This window comes from Bradyrhizobium sp. USDA 376, assembly GCF_054063675.1.
In genome coordinates, this window is record NZ_JBSSGN010000001.1 from 7758027 (window position 1) to 7779678 (window position 21652).

Here is a 21652-nt window from a genome sequence, read left to right on the forward strand (position 1 = left end):
GCAAGGCACCCGTCCTGCATGGCTCACGACTTCACCTCTGCGGTTATTGTGGCAGGTTGCCCCCGCCCCGATAGTTGCGGCCACCATCAAGCCCAAGGGAGACCGCGATGACCGCCATTTTCAAGCCGGAAGGCCATCAATTCCGGGCCACCGAGCATGCCGGCGGTCCGTGGTCGCCGGACATGTTGCAGGGGAGCGCCACCACCGCGCTGATGACCCGCGACGTCGCGCGCCACGCGGCCGAATCCGGCTTTGCGGTGCGGCGCCTGACCTTCGATCTGTGGCGACCGGCGGGCCTGCGCCTGTTCAGGACCGTCACCGAACTGCTTCGCGACGGCCGCAAGGCCAAAACCTTGCAGGTGCGGCTGATGGACGGCGAGAACGAGATCGGCCGCTGCACGGCGCTGCTGACGGCACCGAGCGGGGAGTCGCCCGTCGACCCCTTCGCGAGGTCCGTGGCACTCGACAAGGCGCCCGAGGCAGGCAGCCCGCCGCCGGCCTTCGCGCAGAAATGGAGCCCCTATTTCCAGAACGTCTCGGTGCGCCTCATCGAGGGCGCACTGGAGAAGCCGGGCCCGGCGGCGGCCTGGATGCGGCTCGATGCGCCGCTGGTCGAGGGCGAGCCCAACACGCCGCTGCTCCAGGCGGTGCAGGCCGCGGACTTTGCCAGCGGCGTCGCACAGATCGTCGACATGCGCGACTGGACCTTCATCAATCCGGAGATCAGCCTCTATTTCTTCCGCCCGCCCGAGGACGAATGGATCCTCATCCGTGCCGCCACGCGCGTCGGCGCCAGCGGCGCGGGCCTTACCACGGCGACGCTGAGCGACCTCAAGGGACCATTTGCGGAGGTGATGCAGGCCATGAGCTTCGAGCGGCGCGAAACCGTGCAGGCTCAGGCGTCCTGAGCCGCGAGCGCGGCCAGCGCGGCCTCGGATGCGGCATCCGCCGGCATGAACATCTCGACGCGAAGCTCCTGCAGCGTCACGTCCTGCGGTGTGCCGAGCGTCAGCACCGCACCGATCAGACCAATGCCGATATCGCCCTTGCGCAGCCGCACCTCGCAGAGTGGCCCCGGCATGGCGTTGTCCTCGGTCGCAGGCGCAGGAAGCTCCGGCAACCGCATCAATTCGCGCCAGGTCGATTGCAAGGCCTCGTCGAGCGGCGCCGCCATCGCCTCATGCCGCGCCCGCGCCAGCAGCGCGGCCGCAACAGTCGGCCAGTTCTCGACGAACGGCTTGAGCTCGTCCGGCGCCAGGAACATGCGCATGTGATTGAGCGGCCGCTGCATGCGCTCTCTCCCCAGCAGCATGGTCATCAGGCGCGAGGCGGCGCGATTGGCCTGCATCACGTTCCAGCGCCGGTCGGTGACGATCGCGGGGAACGGCTCGTGACGGCTGAGCAGAAGAACGATGGCACGCCGCGCCTCTGCAAGCTCTGGCGCAGACAGATCGCGCTCGCCATATTGCCGCGCGAAGCCGCCGGCCTCGAGCAGCGCATTGCGATCACGCAACGACAGATCGAGGGCGGACGCGAGCTGCAGGAGGATGTCCCGGCTTGCCGCCGCCTTTCCGGTCTCGACATAGCTCAGGTGCTTGATCGAGATGCCGGCTTCGAACGCCAGTTCTGCCTGGCTCAACACGCGACGCGTGCGCCAGCCACGCAGGAGATCGCCGACGGGATTGGCCGGCCGCAATCGCCGGAACGCGCGTGTGTCCATGAGCGGATTATGCGAGCGCCGCTTCCTCCTGTAAACGGCGCTACTGCAGGCCGGCCGCCATCTGCTTCAAGCGCTCGGCGGTACGCTCGTCCGCCGGGAAGAACGTCTCCAGCGCCAGCTCCGACAGCGTGATGTCGACGGGCGTACCGAACACCATGGTGGTGGAGAAGAAGCTGAGGATCTCCCCGCCATGCCGCAGCTTGAAGGGGATCGCGACATTGTCGCTCGACAGCGGAGCCGAACGCGCCGGGATGGGATAGCTCTTGAGATCGTTATAGAGCTTGATCAGCTCCGGATCGGCCGTGGCCTCGCATTGCCGGTGCAGTCGCTCCAAAAGATGCCCGCACCATTCCGCGAGATTGACGGTGCGCGGCGCCAGCGCCTCCGGATGGAACGCGAGCCGCAGCACATTGAAGGGCTGGCCGAGCAGATGCCGCGGAATGCCGTCGAGCAGCGGCGCCACCATGCGGTTGGCGGAGACCAGGTTCCAGTGCCTGTCCACCGCAAGCGCGGGATTGGGTTCATGTGCCTTGAGCACGAGGTCGATCGCCTGGCGGGCTGATTTCAAGGCGGGATCCTCCAGCGGGCGCTGCGGGAACGCCGGCGCATAGCCGGCCGCGACCAGCAGCACGTTGCGCTCGCGCAAAGGCACGTCGAGGCGCTCCGCGAGTCTGAGCACCATGTCGCGCGAGGGCGCGGCGCGGCCGGTCTCGACAAAACTCAGATGCCGTGCCGAGATCTCGGCTTCGCCCGCCAGATCGAGCTGGCTCATGCGGCGGCGCTGCCGCCATTCGCGCAAATGGTCGCCGATATGGACCGGCTGGCTGCGTTCGGTCTGTGCCGTGGATGCATGTGCGTTCATGGTCGAAAACCTAGCACGCGGATTTCGGCCCTTCCATTACCCGCGAGGTAATCGAATTGGGGCGCAGGCGCGCGCATCTTTGGTCGCAACAGGAGATGACCATGATCGCGCTGCTGCTCTACCGGACCCTCGCAGACCACGTCTTTCCCTGGGCCATGGCATTCGCAACCCGGATGCTGGCGCGCAGCCTCAACATGCCGGAGCCGCTGGTGCACTCGACCGGCGACTATGTCGTCGCGCAGGTCATCGCCTTCGAGCACGGCGTCGGCAAGAGCCTCTGCCCATTCCGCCTCGCCCGCATGCTCCGCGCCTTTTGGCGCGGACTGCATTGAATTCCACCCAGCCCAAGCAAGGAGACCTACGATGATCGATGCATCCACCTTCCTGCGCCGTGCCCTGCTCGCCGACGCCATCTTCAGCGGCGTCGCCGCTCTCGGCTTCACCTTCGGCGCGAGCGCGTTCGCAACGCTGTTCAACCTGCCCGAAGCGCTGCTGCGCGAGACGGGCCTGTTCCTGATCGCCTACACCGCGCTGGTCGGCTGGCTTGCCTCGCGCGCCGCGGTGCCAAAACCGCTCGTCCTGCTGGTCGTGATCGGCAACGCGGCCTGGACCGTCGGCAGCATCGCACTGCTGTTTTCGGGCGCGGTGTCGCCGAACCTCCCCGGCGAGCTCATGGTCGTGGCGCAGGCGATCGCCACCGGCGTGTTTGCCGAGCTGCAATATGTGGGATTGCGGAAGAGTGCGGGTGTGATGGCGGCGTGACCTGCCGATCACCGTCATTCCGGGCTGGTGCGACAGCACCAGACCCGGAATCTCGAGATTCTCAGGTGCGCAAGGGCGCACCGTAGTTCGATGCTACGCATCGCCCCGGAATGACTGCTTCTTGGATTCCGTGGCTACGCCCGCGCGCGGCCGTTGGCCTTACCGAACGCGTGGCCGTTGAGCTTCTTCTTTTTGGCCGCCTTTGTAGCCGCCTTCTTGGCCGCCTTGCGCTCTGTTCGCGCCTTCACCTTGGTGCGTTCGGCCCGGGCCTCGGCACGCAGCTTCTTGCGCTTGGCCTCGCAGGAGACGCACTTGCAGCCGATCGGCTTCAGATAGGCTTTAAAGTAGTCGGTGCCGTAATCGTAGTTGATCTCGTCGCCCGGCTCGATGTTCCTGATGGCGCGGATGAAGACCTTGCGCTCGCGCGGGCGGACGTCCGACTCCGCATTGGGCCGGCAGGAATGGTTGATGTAGCGCGCGAGATTTTTCCGCACCGAGCCGTCGATGGTCCAGCGGCCGTTGAGCTCGAACAGGTATTTGTTCTCGATCTCGTCCTGCTCGGGAATCCTGGAGTCCAGGATCGGTCCGTAATAACGGATGATCCGGGTTCCCTTCTTGATCGGTTTGGTGGCGAAGAGGCCGAGCCCGGTCTTGGAGCGGCCGACGCGATAGGATTTGCTGGAAGCGATGGCTGGCATGATCGAGAGAAATGAGGACGCGAACGAGGCCCGATGCCTCAAGCGAAGCCGCTCTTCTAGAACGATTCCGCGCCGCTGTCAGGTCTCTCGCGGGCCTGTTTGAACCTTGCCCACAATGAAGACGTCTGATGGTACGGAGTTCCCGCTGCATCAAGGTCGAATGATGATCCGCATCACCTCCGCGTGCCTCGCCATGTTGCTGACGAGCACCGTCCTCGATGGTGCGAACGCCCAATCCGTGGGCAGCACCTATACTTCGACGGCACCGAAGAACTGCCGGCAGGTCGGCAAGCCCAGTGAGCTCGACGGCAGCACGACGCGCATCTGTCCGGGCAAGGCCGGCCTCATGGTGCTGATCGCCGAAGACGATCTTCGCGAGATCGTCTCGGTCGGGCGCAATCGCAAGGAAGCGGCCGGGGAACCTGCGGCAAAGGTCTGGTTCGCCCCGTTCAATTCATCGGAGACCACGGTCGAATGGCGGGCCGCGGGCACAAAGCCGTTCGCGATCATCCAGCGCTGGCACATCGCCGACAGCGCCGATCCGGACCAGCAGGGACGGCCGAACACCAAGGCCATGCTGGTCGTGACCAGGCTGCCGCCGGGCCCGGTCTGCCACGTCGCCTATGTCGATGCGATCGCCAACCCAAACGCCAACGAGCTCGCGCGCAAGGCCGCGGACGATGACGCGCGCAGCTTCGCTTGCGGCAAGGACGAGGTAAGAATCGTCGGCACGCGCGGCCGCGCCGTCGAGCTCGCGACGATGCGCTAAAGCATGATCCGGACCCGGAGGGCCGCGTTAGCGCAAAGTGCGAAGCGGTTTTCCGGAAAGATCATGCGTAAACAACAACCTAAAGCGCGATGACGATTCATCCAAATCTCATCGTGCTTTAGAGCGCCAAACCGCCGCTACACGGGAAATTTCGTGGTGATGGGCGCGGTCAGCATCGCCTCGAGCAGGCGTTCGGCCGTGGTCCCCTCGGGTAGCCGCCCTAAAATATCCTTGAGGCGCCCGTCCAGCAGCAGCGTGGTGAAGCCGTGCACCATCGACCAGGCCCGCGCGATCGCGGCACCCTGCTCCAGCGTCAGCGCGTCACCGCTGATCTGCTCCTGCCGCATCGCGCCGATGGCGTTGGCGAGCCCGGCGAAAGAAGCCTCCGCCGCCTCGTCCAGGGAGGGACGGGAATAATCGAGGCGTTCGGTGCGGAACATGATGCCGTACATGCCGGGATAGGCCTGTGCGTAGGCGACATAGGCCTTCGGCCGCGCCAGCGCGCGCTCGAGCGGCGTGGTGGCGGCATCGCAGGACGACGCCATCGCCGCGTTGAACTGGCGGAAGCCGACGGCGGCGAGCTCGCTGAGCAGGCCGGTGAGATCGCCGAAATGGTGCGTCGGCGCGGCATGCGAGACGCCCGCCTCGCGCGCCACCGCGCGCAAGGTTAGGCCGGCGAGGCCGTCGCGCTCGAGCACGCGTTCGGCGGCCTGGAGCAGCGCTTCGCGCAGGGCGCCGTGATGATACGGCGTTTCGGTCTTCGCGCTCGTCGCGCGACGCGAGGTGCGCGATGCTGCGGTCGACGTGGCTTTTTTGGGGGCGCGCGAGCTTCGCGCCGTTTCGTCCTTGGTGTCGGTCTTGGCCATTTGCAAGCTATATGACGCAATATTGACAGTGTAAAGATTTCACTTGACGGAAGCCGAGATCCGCCTTATTCGATCTTTACGATGTAAAGATAGGGAGGGATATGCCGTGCAGCACGACGCCATCGCCGAGCGCCGCAACAACCTCCGGCCGATCCCGTTCGAGGCCGACGCGCCCCACCTGAAAATCATCGGCGAATTGCCGCGCGAACTGAACGGCACGCTCTATCGCAACGGCCCCAATCCGCAGTTCGATTCTCCCGGCGCACACTGGTTCGTCGGCGACGGCATGCTGCACGCCTTTCATCTCGAGAACGGTCGCGCCAGCTACCGCAACCGCTGGGTCCGCACGCCGAAATGGCTCGCCGAGCACGACGCCGGCCGCGCGCTGTTCGGCGGCTTCGGCCGCAAGCTGCCGGATGCCCCGGCAAATCTGACCGATGGCGGCGTCGCCAACACCAACATCATCTTCCACGCCGGCAAGCTGCTGGCGCTGGAAGAAGCGCATCTGCCGACCGAGATCGAGCCGGGCTCGCTGGCGACGCGCGGCTATCACAACTACCAGGGCCGCGTTGCCGGCAGTTTTACGGCGCATCCGAAGGTCGATCCCGTCACGGGCGAACTGGTGTTCTTCGGCTATAACGCCGCGGGGCCGCTGACGCCTGCCCTCTCCTACGGTTCGATCGATGCCTCCGGCAAGGCGACGCGTTTCGAACGCTTCGAGGCGCCCTATGCCAGCATGGTGCACGACTTCATCGTCACCGCGAACCACGTGCTGTTTCCGATCCTGCCCATCACCGGCAGCATGGAGCGCGCGATGAGCGGACGGCCGCCCTATGCCTGGGAGCCGGACAAGGGCGCCTATGTCGGCGTGATGAAGCGCAGCGGCACCGCGAAGGACATCGTCTGGTTTCGCAGCGAGGCCTGCTACGTCTTCCACGTCATGAATGCCTGGGAGGACGGAGACCGCATCGTCGCCGACGTCATGCAGTTCGAGGAGGCGCCGCTGTTTCCGCATCCCGACGGCCGGCCGACGGATCCGGAGAAATCGCGCGCCCGCCATTGCCGGTGGACGTTCGATCTCTCCGGGAATACCGACCGCTTCCAGCAGACATACCTGGATGACCTCACCGGCGAATTTCCGCGCATCGACGATCGCCGCGCCGGGCTGAAGAGCCGTCACGGCTGGTACGCCTGCGCCAATCCAAGACTGCCGATGTTCGGCGCACTGTCCGGTATCGTCCATGTCGACGGCAACGGCAGGCGGCTCGGGCATTACCTGCTCCCTGCCGGCGACACCATCTCCGAGCCTGTTTTCGTCGAGCGATCGAAGGATGCGCCCGAGGGGGACGGCTGGCTGCTCGCGGTGGTCTGGCGCGCGCGAGAGAACCGCAGCGACCTCGCCGTGTTCAATGCCACCGACATCGAAGCCGGCCCCGCCGCATTGGTGCAGCTCGGTCACCGCGTGCCGGATGGCTTTCACGGCAATTGGGTGGGCGCGGCGTAGCTCTCGTCATTCCGGGGCGCGCCACTTGGCGCGAGCCCGGAATCTATTTCGCTACACACCTTGCTGCCCGATGGATTCCGGGCTCGCGCTGACGCGCGCCCCGGAATGACGAAAGAGGAGTTTTCCATGCACATGCCCTCGATCACCACGGCCTGCCTCGCCCTCCTCGCCCTGTCCGGCGCCGCGCTCGCATTCCAGATGATCCGGCTGCGGCGGAGCCGCGATACCGTCTTCAACGGCGGCATCCTGCTCTGCCTCGGTCTGTTGACCGCCGCCGCGCTGCCGCTCCTGGCACACCTGCCCTGGGCGGAATTAGCCGAGGAGGCATCAGACCAAGCCGTTGCAGCCCTTCACCTCCTAGAGGTCGCTTACGTCATTTTGACACTGTAAAGATTTCGCTTGACCCGGCATCGTGCCTGAACTACTAATCTTTACATCGTAAAGATAGGCCTGACCGAGGCGGCCCATGGCGATTTTCCTGATCCTCGCGCCCTACGGCGCCTTCACTTTTCTAATGCTGGTGACGTCAACCAAGATCAGCGTGCTCGCGGCCTCCGCGATCTGCCTCGCCACCGTCGCGATCGATGTCGCGCGCGGCCGCTCGGTGAAGACCCTGGCTGCAGGCTCTGCGATCGTGTTCGCCGCAATCGGCCTTTACCTTACGCTGATCGATCCCGCGCTCGGCACGCTCGGCGTCAAGCTGTCGGTCGATGTCGGGATCTTCGTCATCTCGCTGGGCTCGATGCTTCTCCGCCATCCCTTCACGCTGCAATATGCGCTCGAATCCGTCCCGGCCGAGACCGCGGCAATGCCCGGCTTTCTCACTGCCAATTACGTCATCACCGGCGCGTGGACTGTGGCCGCGCTGCTGATGGCGGCCGCCAATCTCGTGCTGCTCTACGTCCCCGGCCTGCCGCTCTGGTCGAGCCTTGCGGTCGCCTTCGCCGCCCGCAACAGTGCGATCTATTTCACAAAATGGTATCCCGAGTATCGCCAGATCAAGTACGGTACGCCCGCCCGCGCTCTCCCCGACGCCCGCTGAACAGGATTGACGATGAAGGACGTATTCGCCCGCCTCGCCTCCGACTTTCTCTCCGCCATCGTCTTCCTGGCCGTCTATCTCATCACCGACAACGTCGTGCTGGCGACGTCGGTGGCGATCGCCGGCGCGATCGCGCAGGTGATCTATGCCCGGGTCAAGGGACAGCAGCTCAACTACATGACCTATGCGAGTCTCGCGCTCGTCGTCGTGCTGGGCACGGTCACGCTGCTGACCAACGATCCCCGGTTCATGCTGGCAAAGCCCTCGATCGCGCATTTCGCGATCGGCGCCATCATGCTCAAGCGCGGCTGGATGCTGCGCTACATGCCGCCGATCGTCACCGAGACCGTCCCGGAATATGTGACCGCTGCGGGTTATGCCTGGGCCGCGCTGATGTTCGTGATCGGCGCCGGCATGATCGCGGTCGCCGCCACCGGCGATCTGAAGCTGTGGGCGTTCTACATCACGGTGGTCGCGGGCGGCGCCAAGATCCTGGCCTTCGCCGTGCAGTACGTGGTTCTCAGGCTCATCGTCACCAGCCGCCGGCGCGCCGCGGCCCGCGCCTAAATGCCCTACCGGAGGGTTAGGCAGGAGCTGCGAGTTGGGCTATAGGCTCGCTCAGGACGGGCCGCGGATCGTCGCGGCCCGCCGGGATTTGTTCGGGAGACGGGAATGGCCGTAGACGGCAACTGGAATCTGACCATGACGACGCCGATGGGCGACCGCCAGGCGACGCTGAGCGTGAAGGCTGCAGACGGCACGCTCACGGGCACGCAGGGCGCGGAAGGTAATACCGCCGAGATTTTCGACGGCACCGTCTCTGGCGACAACGTCTCCTGGAAGGTCTCGATCACCAACCCGATGCCGCTCACGCTCGAATTCACCGGCACCGTCTCCGGCGACAGCATCAACGGCGAGATGGGCATCGGCCCGATGGGCAGCTTCCCGTTCACGGGCGCGCGGGCGTAAGCGCACGCTGCACCGATGCGCGCGCTCCGTCTCATCACGGCGATGATGCTGTGTGTCACAACACAGGCAGCGCGCGCGGATGACAGCGAACCGGCGTGGCGCGCAAGCGCGCTCGCCATGGTGCCGGCAGGCTATGTCGCAGGCCTCGCCTACCGCACCGAAGGTTCGACCGGCTATCTCGCGGTCTATCCGGCGACATCGAACGATCCGAAGACACCGGCGAGCGTGTTCGCCGCGCGCCAGGCTCTCGTCGTCACGCTGACGCCGGATGCGACGCGCGCGGTCTCGGCCGAGTTGAAGCCGCGCACCGAGCCGGATGCTGATAACGACGACACCGATTTCGCAAAGCTGCACGCCGAACTCGCCGCAAAGCGCGCCGGCCTCCCTGATGGCACCGAGCCCTGCGATCTCGGCGCCTGGTCCATCGACAAGGACCCGAGCGGCCTCAACGTGCGCGCTGAGCCCTCAGTGAAAGCGCGCGTACTCGGCACCCTGCCGCCGCCCTACCGGCTCAAGCTCGGCGGCGCCGAGAACACGCTCGACGGCGGCTGGCTCACCGAATTCCGTATCATCGGCTTCAGGGATGGCTGGTTCCTGATCGAGGGCGCCAAGCCGCCGGGCAAGGATTACGAGGACGAGAAGCGGTATCCGCGCAGCGCGCCAAAGCCCTATGCCGGCCGCGGCTGGGTCGCCTCCAACAAGGTCGGCGCGAACTACGCCAACGGCTATACGCGCGCGGGCGGACTGTTCCAGGCACCCTTCGTCGATGCCAAATGGACGCCGGCCCAGCACGAGCTCGGCGGCCCGATCGACGGCGACGGCGGACCAAAGCGGCTATTGGCGTGCAGCGGCTTTTGGGGACTGGTCGAGAGCCACGATGGCGTCCGCGGCTGGTGGCGCTCGCTGTGCTCCAACCAGGTCACGAATTGCAGTTAGCTATCTGATCCCCCTCGCCACGCAAGCGGCGGGGCAATCGCAGATACTTCCTGGCTACGGCTGAGCAAGCGCCTCGTCCTTCGAGACGACCGCTTCGCGGTCTCCTCAGGATGAGGCTAAGCTACGTCGGTGTCCCCAGAAACCGCAGCCGCGTACTCTGCCTCATCCTGAGGGCCCGCCAACGGCGGGCGTCTCGAAGGATGCGCCGCGGGGAAGCTGCTTCAAGGGCGATCGCCCCGCCGCAAGCGGGGCGAGGTGAAGAGCTAGCCCAAATTCAACTCCTTGAAGAAGTCGTTGCCCTTGTCGTCGATGATGATGAACGCCGGGAAATCGACGACTTCGATGCGCCAGATCGCTTCCATGCCGAGCTCGGGATATTCGAGCACCTCGACCTTCTTGATGCAGTGCTCGGCGAGATTCGCCGCGGCGCCGCCGATCGAGCCGAGATAGAACCCGCCGTACTTCTTGCAGGCCTCGCGCACAGCCGGCGCACGGTTGCCCTTGGCCACCATCACCATCGAGCCGCCGGCAGCCTGAAACTGGTCGACGAAGGAATCCATGCGGCCCGCGGTGGTCGGGCCGAACGCGCCGGAGGCATAGCCCTCGGGCGTCTTGGCGGGACCGGCGTAATAGACCGGGTGGTTCTTGAAGTAGTCCGGCAGCGGCTCGCCCTTCTCCAGGCGTTCGCGCAGCTTGGCATGCGCGCTATCGCGCGCGACGATCATGGTGCCGGTCATCGAGACCCGCGTCTTGATCGGGTGCTTCGAGAACGTCGCCAGAATGTCCTTCATCGGCTGGTTGAGATCGATCTTGACGACCTCGCCGCCGAGCGACTGCTCGACCTGCGGCAGGTATTGCGCCGGGTTGTGCTCGAGCTCCTCGAGATAGACGCCGTCCTTGGTGATCTTGCCGAGCACCTGGCGGTCGGCCGAGCAGGACACGCCAAGCCCGATCGGAAGCGAGGCGCCGTGGCGCGGCATGCGGATCACGCGCACGTCGTGGCAGAAATACTTTCCGCCGAATTGCGCGCCGACGCCGAGCGACTGCGTCATCTTGTGGATTTCCTTCTCCATCTCGACGTCGCGGAAGGCATTGCCGTCGGGCGAGCCGTGGGTCGGCAGCGCGTCGAGATAGCGTGCGGAGGCAAGTTTCACCGTCTTCATGCAGAGCTCTGCCGAAGTGCCGCCGATCACGATGGCGAGGTGATAGGGCGGGCACGCGGCGGTGCCCAGCGTCAGGATCTTCTCCTTCAGGAACGCGAGCAGCCGGTCCTTGGTCAGGACGGACGGCGTCGCCTGGAACAGAAAACTCTTGTTGGCGGAGCCGCCGCCCTTCGCCATGAACATGAACTTGTAGGCGTCGTCGCCCTCGGCGTAGATCTCGCACTGCGCCGGCATGTTGTTGGCGGTGTTCTTCTCCTCGTACATCGACAAGGGCGCGACCTGCGAGTAGCGCAGATTGCGGCGCAAGTAAGCATCGCGCGCGCCTTCCGACAGCGCGGCTTCGTCGTCGCCGTCGGTGATGACGTTGCAGCCCTTCTTGCCCATGATGATCGCAGTGCCGGTGTCCTGGCACATCGGCAGCACGCCGCCGGCCGCGATATTCGCGTTCTTCAAAAAGTCCAGCGCCACGAACTTATCGTTCGGGCTCGCCTCACTGTCCTCCAGGATCGCGCGGAGCTGCTTCAGATGGCCGGGGCGCAGATAATGGTTGATGTCGCCAAAAGCCGCCTCCGACAGCACCCGCAGCGCCTCGCGCGACACCACCAGCATGTCCTTGCCGAGAACCTTCTCGACCCTGACGCCCTCGGACGAGATCTTCTTGTAGGGCGTTTCATCCTTGCCCAGCGGGAACAACGGGGTGTGCTTGTAGGGCGGAACAGGCTTTGACTGGTCGGGAAAGGCGGTGGGAGCGTTCATGGGGCGTATCTCGGGGTTTTGGAGCCCTGGCGGGCCTCTAGCATAGAAGCGTTCTAAGCTTTTTTGTCGCAAAGGGAAGCGCCCCGAAAGCCCGCCTGGCTCATGGGTGAACCCTAGATTTCGCGATCCCTCGCCCCGTGAAGGATGGCCAATACGTCGATTAGCTGGTTTGGCTGGTCGACCGCGTAAACGATGACGTAGGGAGCCTCGACAAGCTCTCGCGTCCCTTCGAGCAGGCCCGGACGGCCTATGTTGGGCAGGCCCAAAACAGCAATACGCTCTATCTTCGCCCTGATGCGATTAGCTATCCGGGCCGCTGCGCGGGGATTATCCTGAGAAATCTAGTCAATAATCTCGTCGAGATCACGAGCCGCCGACTCGTGAATGACGACCTTCATTCGCCGAGGCGCTGATTGAGGCGTTCCTTAAACTCCTCAAGCGTGAGCCGCCTCGCGTTCGGATCCGACCGACGGCGGCGAACCTCCTCGACCTGCTCATCGGTCAGCCGGTAAACGCTCTCGTCCTGCGACTCCATGAGTATCAGCATCTTCGCCGCGTCCTCCTGGCGCTCGGGCGGCCAGGTCAGAACGCGGTCCAGAACGGCTTTTACCTGCTCCTTGCTCATGTGTTCTTTATATCACGCGCCTGCCAACAAGGAAGACCCCACCCTTGCGCTCCGCGTCCGCCAACGCTTGAATGCGCCTCCCAAGGGGCTTTTTATCATGACATTGAACTTGAACGTCCGCGGCGCGATCCTGGTCGCCGCCGCCATCACCGGCCTTGTGACTCTCGTCTCGCCCGCGCGCGCCGATCGCTGCGACGACAGCGCCAAGGAACTGGCGAACCAGATCGACCGCCTCAAGGTGAATTTCCGGGCCGCCAACGTCGTCTACCTGACGCACCCGGCGGCCAAGGAGCTGTCGGTGGGTTGCCGAGGCGACAAATATTCGATCGAGCTCTATGCCAAGGGCGACCGCAAGCCGACGCCGGAGTTCTATGCGCTGGTGGGCTCGATGGCGGCGATCGTCTTCACCGTGACCAAGGACGACACCACGACCGGCGCGACACGCTGCCTGAAGCGGATGGGACTGCTCCGCGGCGACAAGATCAGCATGCGCTACCGGCGCCTCAACATGGAATGCACCCGCACCAAGACGGACGCGTCCATCGCGATCACGCGCGGCAAGGACGAATAGGGACACTCGCTCTCTCCACACACGGGTCCGCGCGAAGCACGGCCCGATGACAGGCTCCGCGAAGCAATCCAGAATCTTTCCGCGGTGAAAGATTGGATTGCTTCGTCGCAAGGGCTCCTCGCAATGACGAGGGAGGTCTCGTCGCCTTCGTGGCACGGCGCGGATGAGGCGCGGAAATAGCGCATCATAGCGCCCCTCCCAATCCCTCGCATTTTAACGATTGCCTTGAAGGAAATTTCGCTCCTGTCGGGGCAGGCTGAATTGTTTCCATGCGTGAGGATTTGTGGATGAAGGTTTTAGCGCCGCCGCCGATCGCGATCGTGGTACCTAACTACGACACGACCAAGCAGCAGGACGACCAGACCAAGACTGAGGACACCGAGGCGACCTACAAGCCGCAGCCGCCCGCGCCGCTGCCGCCGGGTCAGGGCACGCGGATCGATCAGCTCGCCTGATCGGCCCCTCAGGATGAATCGCCCGATCTGGTCGATCGGGCTTTTTGCGTGTCCGGCCGCATCTTTGCCGGATAGCCGGACCACACTCGCGCGCGCCCGAATCTGGGAGCTGCGCATGATCGTACGCCTCCTGTTGCAGAACACGATCTTCACCGTCGCGATGGGCGCGCTGCTGTTCGCATCCGCCGGCACGCTGCACTGGCCTTCGGCCTGGGTGTTCCTCGTCACCTCCGCCCTGCTCGGCCCACTCTGCGGCTGGTGGCTCTACCGTCTCGATCCGGCGCTGCTGGCGGAGCGTCTGCGTCCGGTCATCCAGAGGGACCAGCCTCCGGCCGACAAAGCCTTCATCACCGCCTTCATCGCGGCGATGCTGGCCTGGCTGATCGTAATGGGGCTGGACCGGCGTTCGCTTGCGTCTGACATGCCGCTCGCCTTGGTGGTTCTCGGCTTCGTGCTGTTTCTGCTCTGCATGCTGTTCACGATGTCAGTGTTCCGCGAGAACTCGTTCGCGGCGCCCGTGGTGAAGCTGCAAGCCGAGCGCGCGCAGCACGTGATCTCGACTGGGCCCTACGCGCATGTGCGCCACCCCATGTATAGCGGCATGATCCTGTTCTTCGCCGGCCTGCCGCTGGCGCTGGGCTCGTGGTGGGGATTGGCGATGGCGCCACTGTTCCTTGCGCTGTTTGTCGTCCGCATCGGCATCGAGGAGCGCACGCTGCGCGAGGGGCTGCCGGGCTATGCCGACTACGCCGCACGGGTGCGCTATCGCCTGGTGCCCGGCGTGTGGTGAGTGCGCATACACGCCCGTGCGACATGCGGACGTTTTCCGGACCGACTAATTGTCCAGCTCGCGATAGCGGCGGAAGATGCCCTGCTCGTTGAAGGCGATGCGGCGCGGGCTGTCGAGATAGGTCTTGATGTTCGGCCGCGCCGCAACGCGGTCGTGCAGGCCGACAAGGCCCGGGATGTCTGTCTCGAACGCCTTCATGCGCTTAGGGAAGGCGTAGCGCAGCCCGGCGACGATCTGAAACAGCGAGAGATCGACGTAAGTGAGCCGACGGCCGGTGACGTACGCGCCGCCACTACTCGCAAGCAGCTGCTCGAAATAGCCGAGATATTTCGGCACGCGCTCGTCCCAGAACTCGGCCGTGCGCTTCTTCGCCGGCGCCTTCTGGTCCTCGTAGTACATCGACGGCCCGAGCGGGTGATGGGTGTCGTGGATCTCGACCACGAAATCGGTGATCGTCAGCTGGAGCTGGTGCACCCAGAGCCGGCCGGCTTCCGTCTTCGGCGCGAGCGCATGGCGGGCGCCGAGATAGAGCAGGATGTTGGCGGTCTGGCCGATCACGAGCTTGCCGGCTTTGAGGAACGGCGGCGCAAAGGGCGGCGTGCCCGTCTGCGCCTCCATCATCTTCATCATCGCAGCCGTCCCGCGCGGCCCCCGCGCGACATCGACGTAAGCGGCCCCCGCCTCCTCCAGTGCCAGCCGCACATATTCCCCGCGGCCCTGGATCTCGGGCCAGTAATAGAGCTCGTATTTCATGGGAGGGGTCCGTGAACGTGGGGGCGATCGGACCAATGTAACATGCAGGCTAAGGTTCCGTCAGGGTCGGACGGAACGGCCGCGCGACATACTCCGGCATTGCGAGCGCAGCGAAGCAATCCAGACTGTCTCCGCGGAAAGACTCTGGATTGCTTCGCTACGCTCGCAAAGACACGTGGAGAGAGCTTCGCGCCTTAATTCAATTCGACGCGAAACAGTAGAACAGCCCGTCGCCGCCGGTGCTCTTCAGATCGGCCTGCGAGCAGCCGCCGTCGGGACCGCGCGAGGGGTGAGAGCTGTTCCATGACTTCGACGGTTCGTCGTCGCGCAGGCCCTTACGATCGGCATGGCCGACGACCGCCGCGCCTTGCGTGCTCGACGTCCAGTTCTTGCAGGTCTTGTCGTCACCCGCGGCAAAAGCGGTGCCGTCCGGTTGCGATCCCGTGAGGATGTCGTGCCGGTTCGGCGTGTCGCCGGCGCCGTTGTTGACCTCGCCCTTCTCGCTGAGCACGGTCTGCTTGGTGAGGTTGTTAGCCGCGCCGTGCAGGTCGGCAACGTCTTTGGCGATGACCGTGCCCTTGGCATTCTGCCACGGTCCCTTGCCGATGCGATCGCGCGCGTTGACGGCCGGCTTGCCCTCGGCGGCCTGCGTCGAAAGATAGGCGCGCCAGGTCTTGCCGCCGGCACCGGCGGCCTGCGCGAGCTTCTGGCACTGCGCATCGGCTCCCTCCAGGCCGCCGAGATCGGCGCCCTTGCCCGGGCCGCTGGAGGTCACGAAGAATGTCATGTCGGCCGACTGCGCGTGCACGGATGGTGCCGCGAGCACGGCCAGCGCGAGCGCGAGGCCCGAAATCGTCACGGATCTCTCGATACGGATCATCTTGTCCTCCCAGTTGTGTTTTTCGTTGGCCGCCTGATTTTCAACCCGAGGCACGCCCGCTTATTCCGATGCCGCGCTGCGAGATGCCCAAAAGAAAAAGGCGCCGTGCCGAAGCACGACGCCCTGGTTTTCTCATCTCGTCTGCGATCAGTTGGTCTGCTGGATCGCCGACAATTCCCAGCCGCCGTTCGGGCGACGGGCGAAGGTCCAGACTTCGGTGGCCTCGCCCGGCTGCTCGCTGCCGGCGACGACCGCGCCGGTGTTGCGGTCCACCGTCTTGTCGGTGAGCGCGAAGCGCAGCGCCACCGTGGCGTAGTCGGTCTCGCCTTCGCGCCAGGCTTCCGCGAGATCGCCCTGCAACAGCTTCACGTTGGTGACCTTGTTGACGACATTGCGCGCGCGGTTCTGGGCGAGATCCTGCTCGAAATAGGAGACCATTTCCGGCGTTGCGAGCGTGTGCAGCTTGGCCACGTCCTCGTTCGACCATGCGGTCTGAACATCGCCGAGCAGGCGCTCGAACGCTTCATAGTCGTCCGGCTTGATCTCGAGCGGCGCGTTGTTGGCGCCGAAGCCGAAGCCACCAAGTCCACCGCCACCGAGGCCGCTGCGGTAGTTCGTCTGCGGTCCCGGACCGGCGCTGGCGTCAGCATTGGCATAGGCTGCCTGCGGCGAGTGGCGGCGCTGCCACCAGGACATCGCCAGCCGCACCACCAACACCACCAGCGCGATCTGGATGATCAGGCCAATGATCGACGACAGGCCACCGAGACCACCGAACAGGCCGCCGCCGAACAGCATGCCGAGCAGGCCTGCGCCGAGGAAGCCGGCCGCAAGGCCGCCCATGAAGCCGCCGGCGCGGCCAAACAGGCCGCCACGCGCCGGCGCAGCTGCAGCCGAATTCATGCCTGCGCCCGGCTGGGTGTAGGTGCGGTTGAACTGCGAGGGCGAGCCAGGCGCGGTCGTGGTCGACGGCGGGGCCGAATAGGTGCGCGAGCCGCGCGAACCCGACGACATGCCGCCACCAACGCGGGCGTCGGCGGACGAGATTGCCAGCGCAGTCGGCAGCGCAAGCGCCAGCACGACGGCGATCGTCTTGAAGAGAGAGCGGGATCGTTGCGAGAAAGTCATGTGCGTTTCCCAAATCCCCGGCATGGGGACGTGCCCTAAGATGGGCAGACTTCCCGAAAAGTGAAGCCGGTTTCGGCCCCCATGGCTGCGGCCCTCAGTCGCGGGGATGTGGCAAAAGCCCATATTTGACGGGGGTTTGCCCGGGGTGCCGGAGGGAACCGTGGTCTCCGGGTACCGGTCGCTTAACAAGATGAATTCCGCTTTTTCCTCGCGTCCTCGTCATGGCGAGGAGCCTTTAGCAATCCAGACGGCCGCCGCGGAGAAGTTGAGCGCACATGCCACCCCAATGTCGTCCTGGCGAAAGCCAGGACCCATTCCCCCAAGAGGCGGTTTGGCGAAGACCGGTCGTTCGGGATTGGCGGCGTGCGCGACCGAGAGATCACGCGGTATGGGTCCTGGCGTTCGCCCATGGGCGCTAAAATAGGATTTGCGCGTTGGATTCGCTTGTGATTCCAAATTGGGATGGCACACGAATCGCTTGTGAACGAGGACTGGGCGCGCGTAGTCGCCCGGCTTGGCGGCGCCGAAGCGCTCAACGTTAGCGCGCGCGAGACGAAGGCGTTTGTCCGCCCGCGGGAAATCAGCAATGCGGTGGATTTGCTGCGCTTGATCCTGGCGTATTGCCTTGGCGAGCGAGGTCTGCGGTTGACGGCGGCATGGGCCACGTCGGTGGGCCTTGTCGATATCTCCAACGTGGCTCTGTTGTATCGGTTGCGTCAGTGCGGAGATTGGCTGGCGAAGTTGATAGGCCAAGCACTGGCGAGCGGTGCGCCGAAGGCGAGCCACGGCCGCCTGATCCGCATTGTTGACGCCACGACGGTCCCGAAGGCTGGGACGAGCGGCAGGAACAAGAACGCGGTGTGGCGCATACACAGCGCGTTCGATCTTCCGCAGGAGCGCTTTGGTCACTTCGAGCTGACCGATCAGCGAGCGGGCGAGACGCTGGACCGGATACCGGTGATTGCCGGCGAAATCCGTCTTGGCGACCGCGCTTATCTGCAACCGGAGCGCATGGCACGTCTCGTCGATGCCGGCGCGGACTTCGTGATCCGGTCCGGCTGGAAGAGCGCGCGTTGGGTTGATGCCAAAGGTGGTCTGGTCGATCTGACGGCCGAACTGCGCAAGGCTTCGGCATGTGGCCTGATCGATCGACCGATCTGGATAAAACGCAAGTCTGGCGCACCGCTGCTCGCTCTGCGTCTGGTTGCCGTCAAGAAGCCGGCGCAAGCGGCCGCGGTCGCACGACGCAAGGCGCGCCGAACGGCCCAAAAGGGAGGCCACCAGCTCTCCAGGCAAACACTTGACGCTGCAGATTGGGTGATCCTGGTGACCTCGCTCGCACCGGAGGACTTCTCAACGAGCGATGTCCTTGCCCTCTATCGGCTGCGATGGCGCATTGAACTCGGCTTCAAGCGGCTCAAGAGTTTGATTGGCCTGAAGGGCCCTCCCGGAACTGACGAGCGGTCCGCCAGGCCCCACATCCTCGCTCATCTGCTGATCATTCTCCTGCTCGAGCCACTCGTCGACGAACTCGAGGACTCTCCCCGCTTGGCCGAGGCCGCCTGACCCGTCCAGGGACCTGGCGTCTGCTCCGCCAACTCGTCGCCTCGCTTCGACAAGCAATCATGCCCCAACCCGCGATTGCTTGCCTGCGCAGACTTCGCTCCACGCTCGGACGGCACCTACACGAACCACCAAGACGAAAACGTCGCTATCAAGCTATGCAACTATTTTAGCGCCCATGGGCGTTCGCCAGGACGACGGCGGAGATTGCGATCCCTCGCAAGCACCCTCACCCCTGCTTCGTCATAGTCTCCTTCACCGCCGCCACGAGCTGGCTGAGGGTGAACGGCTTTGGCAGGAAGTCGAACTGCTGGCCTTCGGGCAGGCTCTTCTCGAAGGCGTCCTCGGCGTAGCCGGAGACGAAGATGAACTTGATGTCGGGGTTCTTCTCGCGCATCGCCTTGAGCAGCGTCGGGCCGTCCATCTCCGGCATCACGACGTCGGAGACGACGAGATCGATCGCGCCGCTCTGCTCCTCCAGCACCTCCATCGCCTCGACGCCGTTCTCGGCCTCGACCACGGTATAGCCGCGCGAGCGCAGGCCGCGGGCGTTGAGGGCGCGCAAGCCCTCCTCGTCCTCGACCAGAAGGATGGTGCCCTGCCCGGTGAGATCAGTGCGCGGCTTCGCCTCTGCCGGCGCGGCTTCCTTCGCGGCGCCATTGGTCGCGCTGGCCGCGGCTGCGGGCTGCTCGACCTGGACTTCGGCCTCGGCGTGGTGGCGCGGCAGGAAGATGTGGAACGAGGTGCCCTGCCCCGGCTCGGAATCGACGTAGATGAAGCCGCCGGTCTGCTTGACGATGCCGTAGACGGTGGAGAGGCCGAGGCCGGTGCCTTTGCCCACTTCCTTGGTCGAAAAGAACGGCTCAAAAATCTTGTCGCGGATGTCGGCGGGAATGCCGGTCCCAGTGTCGGCGACCTCGATCCGGACATAGTCCGCCGCCGGCATGCCCTTGTAGGCGAGCTTGCCCGCGTCCTCGGTCGCGACGTTGGCGGTGCGGATGATCAGCTTGCCGCCGTCGGGCATGGCGTCGCGCGCGTTGACCGCGAGGTTGACGATCACCTGCTCGAACTGGGAGACGTCGACCTTCACCGGCCAGAGGTCGCGGCCGTGGATCAGGTCGAGCTTGACCTTCTCGCCGATCAGCCGGCGCAGCAGCATGGTGAGATCGCTCAAGGCGTCGCCGAGATCGAGCACCTGCGGGCGCAGCGTCTGCCGCCGCGAGAACGCCAGCAGCTGCCGCACCAGCGTCGCGGCGCGCGTTGCGTTCTGCTTGATCTGCATGATGTCCTGGAAGGACGGGTCGGTCGGCTTGTGCGCGTTCAGCAGGAAGTCGTTCGCCATCATGATGGCGGAGAGCACGTTATTGAAGTCGTGGGCGATGCCGCCGGCGAGCTGGCCGACCGTCTCCATCTTCTGCGACTGGTTGATCTGGTTCTCCAGCGCGCGACGCTCGGTGGTCTCGAGCATGTGCACGATGGCAGCTTCCGCCTCGTTCTCGGCCGCGTCCACCGGCGTGACGAAGAACTGGCCCCAGCGTTCCTTGGTCCCTTCCAGCGCCACCTCGACCGGCGCAATGTCGGCCTGGCCCTCGGCGGCCTGGTTGATGGCCGCGATCAACAGGTGACGATCGCGCGAATTGACCGCGCGGAAGATCGACTTGGAGGCACTGTCGAGCCCGAGCGCCTGCCCGAGCTTGGCATAGCGCGCATTGGCGCGCACGACGTTGCCGGCGCGGTCGACGGTCGCGATCGCCATCGGCGTGTGGTCGAAGAAGCGCATGAAGCGGACTTCGGCGGCGCGATCGGGATCGCTGCGCTCGTCGCGGGCGCGGCTGATGACGAGGGTGCGCGATGGCCCCGGCGCGCCGTCGGCGCCGAAGGCGAGCTTGTGATAGAGGCGCACCGGCATGGTCCTGCCGGTCCGCATGCGCAGGTCGATGTCGAAGACCTCGGTCTTCACCTCGCCCGGCACCGCCACGATCGCGGTCAAAAGCGAGGCGCCGTCGCCGGAGACGATGTCGGTGAGCTTCAGGCCGCCCGAGCCGATCTCGGCGAGGTCGTAGTCGAGCCAGTTCGCCAGCGTCGCGTTGACATAGGCGAGCTCGCCGGCCGGGTTGACCGAGAAGAAGCCGCACGGCGCGTGGTCGAGATATTCGATGGCGTGCTGGAGCTCCTGGAATACGTCCTCCTGGCGCTCGCGGTCGCGGGTGATGTCGGCGATCGACCACACCGCGTATTTCGCCTCGCGCTTGCCGGTGCCGAGTGGGCGCACGCGCATGCGCAGCCAGCGGCCCTGGCTGCCGTCATGGCCGGAGATGCGCACCTCCTCCTGCTGGCGCTTGCCCTCGCGGGCGGCCTTGAGCAGGCGGAACACGGCTTCGGAGACGTCGGGGTTGCCGATGAAGACGCGCTCCACGGGGCGCACGTCCTGCGGGCCGCTCGCGCCGGTCAGCGTCAGATAGGCCGCGTTGGAATAGACCACGTGTCCGCGCGCATCGGTCACAGCGAGCCCGTCGAACGCGTGATCGGAGATGCGGCCAATGATGGGATCATCGAGACTACGGTCGGCGAAGCGGATGATGCCGGCGGCAAAGGCGAACAGGTTGAAGAGGCCGACCATCGCCAGCACGGCGAGGATGCCGAGGATATAGGGCTGCGCCTGCGCGCGCCCGAGCGTCATCAGCCCGACCGCGACGGCGACGAGGCCGGCGGCCACCAGCAGGACCAGCGCAATGCTGCCCGAGCGCGGCGACGGCTCGTGCGCCGCAACGGGCTCGCGTGTGAGGTCGTGGTCGGTCTCAGCAGTCATCTCGAGCTGGCGCAGCCTGTTGGCAGAGAAT

Annotated in this window: 25 protein-coding genes; 14 read left to right on the top strand and 11 right to left on the bottom strand. The window is 65.3% G+C overall.

Translation table 11 applies throughout. From position 1 onward, the window contains the following. Positions 1 to 107 precede the first annotated feature (107 nt). A complete protein-coding gene (locus ACVJ19_RS36575; RefSeq protein ID WP_453953884.1) occupies positions 108 to 908 on the top strand; it encodes a thioesterase family protein in 801 nt (266 codons plus the stop codon). Here ACVJ19_RS36575 and ACVJ19_RS36580 read toward each other — a convergent pair. Together ACVJ19_RS36580 and ACVJ19_RS36585 are read right to left on the bottom strand one after the other, a co-directional pair. Continuing rightward, entirely contained in the window at positions 896 to 1720 is an 825-nt protein-coding gene (locus tag ACVJ19_RS36580) for an MmyB family transcriptional regulator (RefSeq protein ID WP_453953886.1), read from the bottom strand. The two genes, ACVJ19_RS36575 and ACVJ19_RS36580, sit on opposite strands and share 13 nt — an antisense overlap. 40 nt (positions 1721 to 1760) lie before the next feature. Further along, positions 1761 to 2582, bottom strand: a complete 822-nt coding sequence (locus ACVJ19_RS36585) for a helix-turn-helix domain-containing protein (protein WP_453953888.1) — start codon at positions 2580 to 2582, stop codon at positions 1761 to 1763. Between the two features lie 101 nt (positions 2583 to 2683). On the opposite strand from ACVJ19_RS36585, the gene ACVJ19_RS36590 reads away from it, so the two are divergent. Beyond that, positions 2684 to 2914 carry a hypothetical protein gene (locus ACVJ19_RS36590; protein WP_453953889.1) on the top strand — a complete coding sequence of 77 codons (231 nt, stop codon included), beginning with the start codon at positions 2684 to 2686 and terminating at the stop codon, positions 2912 to 2914. A gap of 31 nt (positions 2915 to 2945) precedes the next feature. Then, on the top strand, positions 2946 to 3344 hold the full coding sequence (locus ACVJ19_RS36595; protein WP_453953890.1) for a hypothetical protein: 399 nt from the start codon (positions 2946 to 2948) through the stop codon (positions 3342 to 3344). Between the two features lie 134 nt (positions 3345 to 3478). On the opposite strand, the gene ACVJ19_RS36600 is transcribed toward ACVJ19_RS36595, so the two are convergent. After that, positions 3479 to 4042, bottom strand: a complete 564-nt coding sequence (locus ACVJ19_RS36600) for an SET domain-containing protein (protein ID WP_453953891.1) — start codon at positions 4040 to 4042, stop codon at positions 3479 to 3481. A 163-nt stretch (positions 4043 to 4205) separates the two neighbouring features. On the opposite strand from ACVJ19_RS36600, the gene ACVJ19_RS36605 reads away from it, so the two are divergent. After that, positions 4206 to 4811 carry a hypothetical protein gene (locus ACVJ19_RS36605; RefSeq protein WP_453955275.1) on the top strand — a complete coding sequence of 202 codons (606 nt, stop codon included), beginning with the start codon at positions 4206 to 4208 and terminating at the stop codon, positions 4809 to 4811. Positions 4812 to 4948: 137 nt separating this feature from the next. Here the strand turns inward: ACVJ19_RS36605 and ACVJ19_RS36610 are convergent, their stop codons facing one another. Further along, entirely contained in the window at positions 4949 to 5677 is a 729-nt protein-coding gene (locus ACVJ19_RS36610) for a TetR/AcrR family transcriptional regulator (protein WP_453953892.1), read from the bottom strand. A 106-nt stretch (positions 5678 to 5783) separates the two neighbouring features. Here ACVJ19_RS36610 and ACVJ19_RS36615 point away from each other — a divergent pair, with 106 nt between their 5' ends. From ACVJ19_RS36615 to ACVJ19_RS36640, 6 genes are all read left to right on the top strand, one after another. Then, positions 5784 to 7181 (top strand): carotenoid oxygenase family protein, encoded by a 1398-nt coding sequence (locus tag ACVJ19_RS36615; RefSeq protein ID WP_453953894.1) that lies wholly within the window; start codon positions 5784 to 5786, stop codon positions 7179 to 7181. A gap of 126 nt (positions 7182 to 7307) precedes the next feature. Further along, the gene (locus tag ACVJ19_RS36620; protein ID WP_453953896.1) at positions 7308 to 7571 is read left to right on the top strand and encodes a hypothetical protein; all 264 of its coding nucleotides are present in this window, start codon (positions 7308 to 7310) and stop codon (positions 7569 to 7571) included. Positions 7572 to 7647: 76 nt separating this feature from the next. Then, positions 7648 to 8223: a hypothetical protein gene (locus ACVJ19_RS36625; RefSeq protein WP_453953897.1), complete on the top strand. Its 576-nt coding sequence runs from the start codon at positions 7648 to 7650 to the stop codon at positions 8221 to 8223. A 12-nt stretch (positions 8224 to 8235) separates the two neighbouring features. Continuing rightward, positions 8236 to 8790: an inner membrane-spanning protein YciB gene (locus ACVJ19_RS36630; RefSeq protein WP_080139138.1), complete on the top strand. Its 555-nt coding sequence runs from the start codon at positions 8236 to 8238 to the stop codon at positions 8788 to 8790. Between the two features lie 105 nt (positions 8791 to 8895). Continuing rightward, entirely contained in the window at positions 8896 to 9192 is a 297-nt protein-coding gene (locus ACVJ19_RS36635) for a hypothetical protein (protein ID WP_453953898.1), read from the top strand. 15 nt (positions 9193 to 9207) lie between these two features. Further along, on the top strand, positions 9208 to 10128 hold the full coding sequence (locus ACVJ19_RS36640) for an SH3 domain-containing protein (protein WP_453953899.1): 921 nt from the start codon (positions 9208 to 9210) through the stop codon (positions 10126 to 10128). 263 nt (positions 10129 to 10391) lie between these two features. Here ACVJ19_RS36640 and ACVJ19_RS36645 read toward each other — a convergent pair whose 3' ends face one another. The 3 genes from ACVJ19_RS36645 to ACVJ19_RS36655 all read right to left on the bottom strand — a co-directional run bounded on the left by ACVJ19_RS36645 (position 10392) and on the right by ACVJ19_RS36655 (position 12672). Further along, on the bottom strand, positions 10392 to 12047 hold the full coding sequence (locus tag ACVJ19_RS36645; RefSeq protein ID WP_453953900.1) for a fumarate hydratase: 1656 nt from the start codon (positions 12045 to 12047) through the stop codon (positions 10392 to 10394). 113 nt (positions 12048 to 12160) lie between these two features. Then, a complete protein-coding gene (locus ACVJ19_RS36650; protein ID WP_453955276.1) occupies positions 12161 to 12388 on the bottom strand; it encodes a type II toxin-antitoxin system RelE/ParE family toxin in 228 nt (75 codons plus the stop codon). 53 nt (positions 12389 to 12441) lie between these two features. After that, the gene (locus ACVJ19_RS36655) at positions 12442 to 12672 is read right to left on the bottom strand and encodes a hypothetical protein (protein ID WP_453953901.1); all 231 of its coding nucleotides are present in this window, start codon (positions 12670 to 12672) and stop codon (positions 12442 to 12444) included. 97 nt (positions 12673 to 12769) lie between these two features. Between ACVJ19_RS36655 and ACVJ19_RS36660 the strand changes: the two genes are divergently transcribed. The 3 genes from ACVJ19_RS36660 to ACVJ19_RS36670 all read left to right on the top strand — a co-directional run bounded on the left by ACVJ19_RS36660 (position 12770) and on the right by ACVJ19_RS36670 (position 14488). Then, positions 12770 to 13243 (top strand): hypothetical protein, encoded by a 474-nt coding sequence (locus tag ACVJ19_RS36660; RefSeq protein WP_453953902.1) that lies wholly within the window; start codon positions 12770 to 12772, stop codon positions 13241 to 13243. Between the two features lie 287 nt (positions 13244 to 13530). Next, the gene (locus tag ACVJ19_RS36665) at positions 13531 to 13698 is read left to right on the top strand and encodes a hypothetical protein (protein ID WP_453953903.1); all 168 of its coding nucleotides are present in this window, start codon (positions 13531 to 13533) and stop codon (positions 13696 to 13698) included. A 115-nt stretch (positions 13699 to 13813) separates the two neighbouring features. Next, positions 13814 to 14488: a methyltransferase family protein gene (locus ACVJ19_RS36670; RefSeq protein ID WP_453953904.1), complete on the top strand. Its 675-nt coding sequence runs from the start codon at positions 13814 to 13816 to the stop codon at positions 14486 to 14488. A 45-nt stretch (positions 14489 to 14533) separates the two neighbouring features. Here the strand turns inward: ACVJ19_RS36670 and ACVJ19_RS36675 are convergent, their stop codons facing one another. From ACVJ19_RS36675 to ACVJ19_RS36685, 3 genes are all read right to left on the bottom strand, one after another. Next, complete coding sequence (locus ACVJ19_RS36675; RefSeq protein WP_453953905.1) at positions 14534 to 15241, bottom strand: glutathione S-transferase; 708 nt, start codon at positions 15239 to 15241, stop codon at positions 14534 to 14536. A gap of 199 nt (positions 15242 to 15440) precedes the next feature. Then, on the bottom strand, positions 15441 to 16121 hold the full coding sequence (locus ACVJ19_RS36680; RefSeq protein ID WP_453953906.1) for a lectin: 681 nt from the start codon (positions 16119 to 16121) through the stop codon (positions 15441 to 15443). 147 nt (positions 16122 to 16268) lie between these two features. After that, positions 16269 to 17273 carry a Tim44 domain-containing protein gene (locus ACVJ19_RS36685; protein ID WP_453953907.1) on the bottom strand — a complete coding sequence of 335 codons (1005 nt, stop codon included), beginning with the start codon at positions 17271 to 17273 and terminating at the stop codon, positions 16269 to 16271. 438 nt (positions 17274 to 17711) lie between these two features. On the opposite strand from ACVJ19_RS36685, the gene ACVJ19_RS36690 reads away from it, so the two are divergent. Continuing rightward, positions 17712 to 18815, top strand: coding sequence for an IS4 family transposase (locus ACVJ19_RS36690; protein ID WP_453947895.1), 1104 nt, complete (start codon positions 17712 to 17714; stop codon positions 18813 to 18815). Positions 18816 to 19041: 226 nt separating this feature from the next. Here ACVJ19_RS36690 and cckA read toward each other — a convergent pair whose 3' ends face one another. Beyond that, positions 19042 to 21621, bottom strand: coding sequence for a cell cycle histidine kinase CckA (gene cckA, locus ACVJ19_RS36695; protein WP_453953908.1), 2580 nt, complete (start codon positions 21619 to 21621; stop codon positions 19042 to 19044). Between the last annotated feature and the right edge of the window lie 31 nt (positions 21622 to 21652).

Coding starts and splice junctions, on each gene's coding strand:
- ACVJ19_RS36575 (WP_453953884.1), top strand. CDS start 108: ATGACCGCCATTTTCAAGCCGGAAGGCCATCAATTCCGGGCCACCGAG.
- ACVJ19_RS36580 (WP_453953886.1), bottom strand. CDS start 1,720: ATGGACACACGCGCGTTCCGGCGATTGCGGCCGGCCAATCCCGTCGGC.
- ACVJ19_RS36585 (WP_453953888.1), bottom strand. CDS start 2,582: ATGAACGCACATGCATCCACGGCACAGACCGAACGCAGCCAGCCGGTC.
- ACVJ19_RS36590 (WP_453953889.1), top strand. CDS start 2,684: ATGATCGCGCTGCTGCTCTACCGGACCCTCGCAGACCACGTCTTTCCC.
- ACVJ19_RS36595 (WP_453953890.1), top strand. CDS start 2,946: ATGATCGATGCATCCACCTTCCTGCGCCGTGCCCTGCTCGCCGACGCC.
- ACVJ19_RS36600 (WP_453953891.1), bottom strand. CDS start 4,042: ATGCCAGCCATCGCTTCCAGCAAATCCTATCGCGTCGGCCGCTCCAAG.
- ACVJ19_RS36605 (WP_453955275.1), top strand. CDS start 4,206: ATGATCCGCATCACCTCCGCGTGCCTCGCCATGTTGCTGACGAGCACC.
- ACVJ19_RS36610 (WP_453953892.1), bottom strand. CDS start 5,677: ATGGCCAAGACCGACACCAAGGACGAAACGGCGCGAAGCTCGCGCGCC.
- ACVJ19_RS36620 (WP_453953896.1), top strand. CDS start 7,308: ATGCACATGCCCTCGATCACCACGGCCTGCCTCGCCCTCCTCGCCCTG.
- ACVJ19_RS36625 (WP_453953897.1), top strand. CDS start 7,648: ATGGCGATTTTCCTGATCCTCGCGCCCTACGGCGCCTTCACTTTTCTA.
- ACVJ19_RS36630 (WP_080139138.1), top strand. CDS start 8,236: ATGAAGGACGTATTCGCCCGCCTCGCCTCCGACTTTCTCTCCGCCATC.
- ACVJ19_RS36635 (WP_453953898.1), top strand. CDS start 8,896: ATGGCCGTAGACGGCAACTGGAATCTGACCATGACGACGCCGATGGGC.
- ACVJ19_RS36640 (WP_453953899.1), top strand. CDS start 9,208: ATGCGCGCGCTCCGTCTCATCACGGCGATGATGCTGTGTGTCACAACA.
- ACVJ19_RS36645 (WP_453953900.1), bottom strand. CDS start 12,047: ATGAACGCTCCCACCGCCTTTCCCGACCAGTCAAAGCCTGTTCCGCCC.
- ACVJ19_RS36655 (WP_453953901.1), bottom strand. CDS start 12,672: ATGAGCAAGGAGCAGGTAAAAGCCGTTCTGGACCGCGTTCTGACCTGG.
- ACVJ19_RS36660 (WP_453953902.1), top strand. CDS start 12,770: ATGACATTGAACTTGAACGTCCGCGGCGCGATCCTGGTCGCCGCCGCC.
- ACVJ19_RS36665 (WP_453953903.1), top strand. CDS start 13,531: ATGAAGGTTTTAGCGCCGCCGCCGATCGCGATCGTGGTACCTAACTAC.
- ACVJ19_RS36670 (WP_453953904.1), top strand. CDS start 13,814: ATGATCGTACGCCTCCTGTTGCAGAACACGATCTTCACCGTCGCGATG.
- ACVJ19_RS36675 (WP_453953905.1), bottom strand. CDS start 15,241: ATGAAATACGAGCTCTATTACTGGCCCGAGATCCAGGGCCGCGGGGAA.
- ACVJ19_RS36680 (WP_453953906.1), bottom strand. CDS start 16,121: ATGATCCGTATCGAGAGATCCGTGACGATTTCGGGCCTCGCGCTCGCG.
- ACVJ19_RS36685 (WP_453953907.1), bottom strand. CDS start 17,273: ATGCCGGGGATTTGGGAAACGCACATGACTTTCTCGCAACGATCCCGC.
- ACVJ19_RS36690 (WP_453947895.1), top strand. CDS start 17,712: ATGGCACACGAATCGCTTGTGAACGAGGACTGGGCGCGCGTAGTCGCC.
- cckA (WP_453953908.1), bottom strand. CDS start 21,621: ATGACTGCTGAGACCGACCACGACCTCACACGCGAGCCCGTTGCGGCG.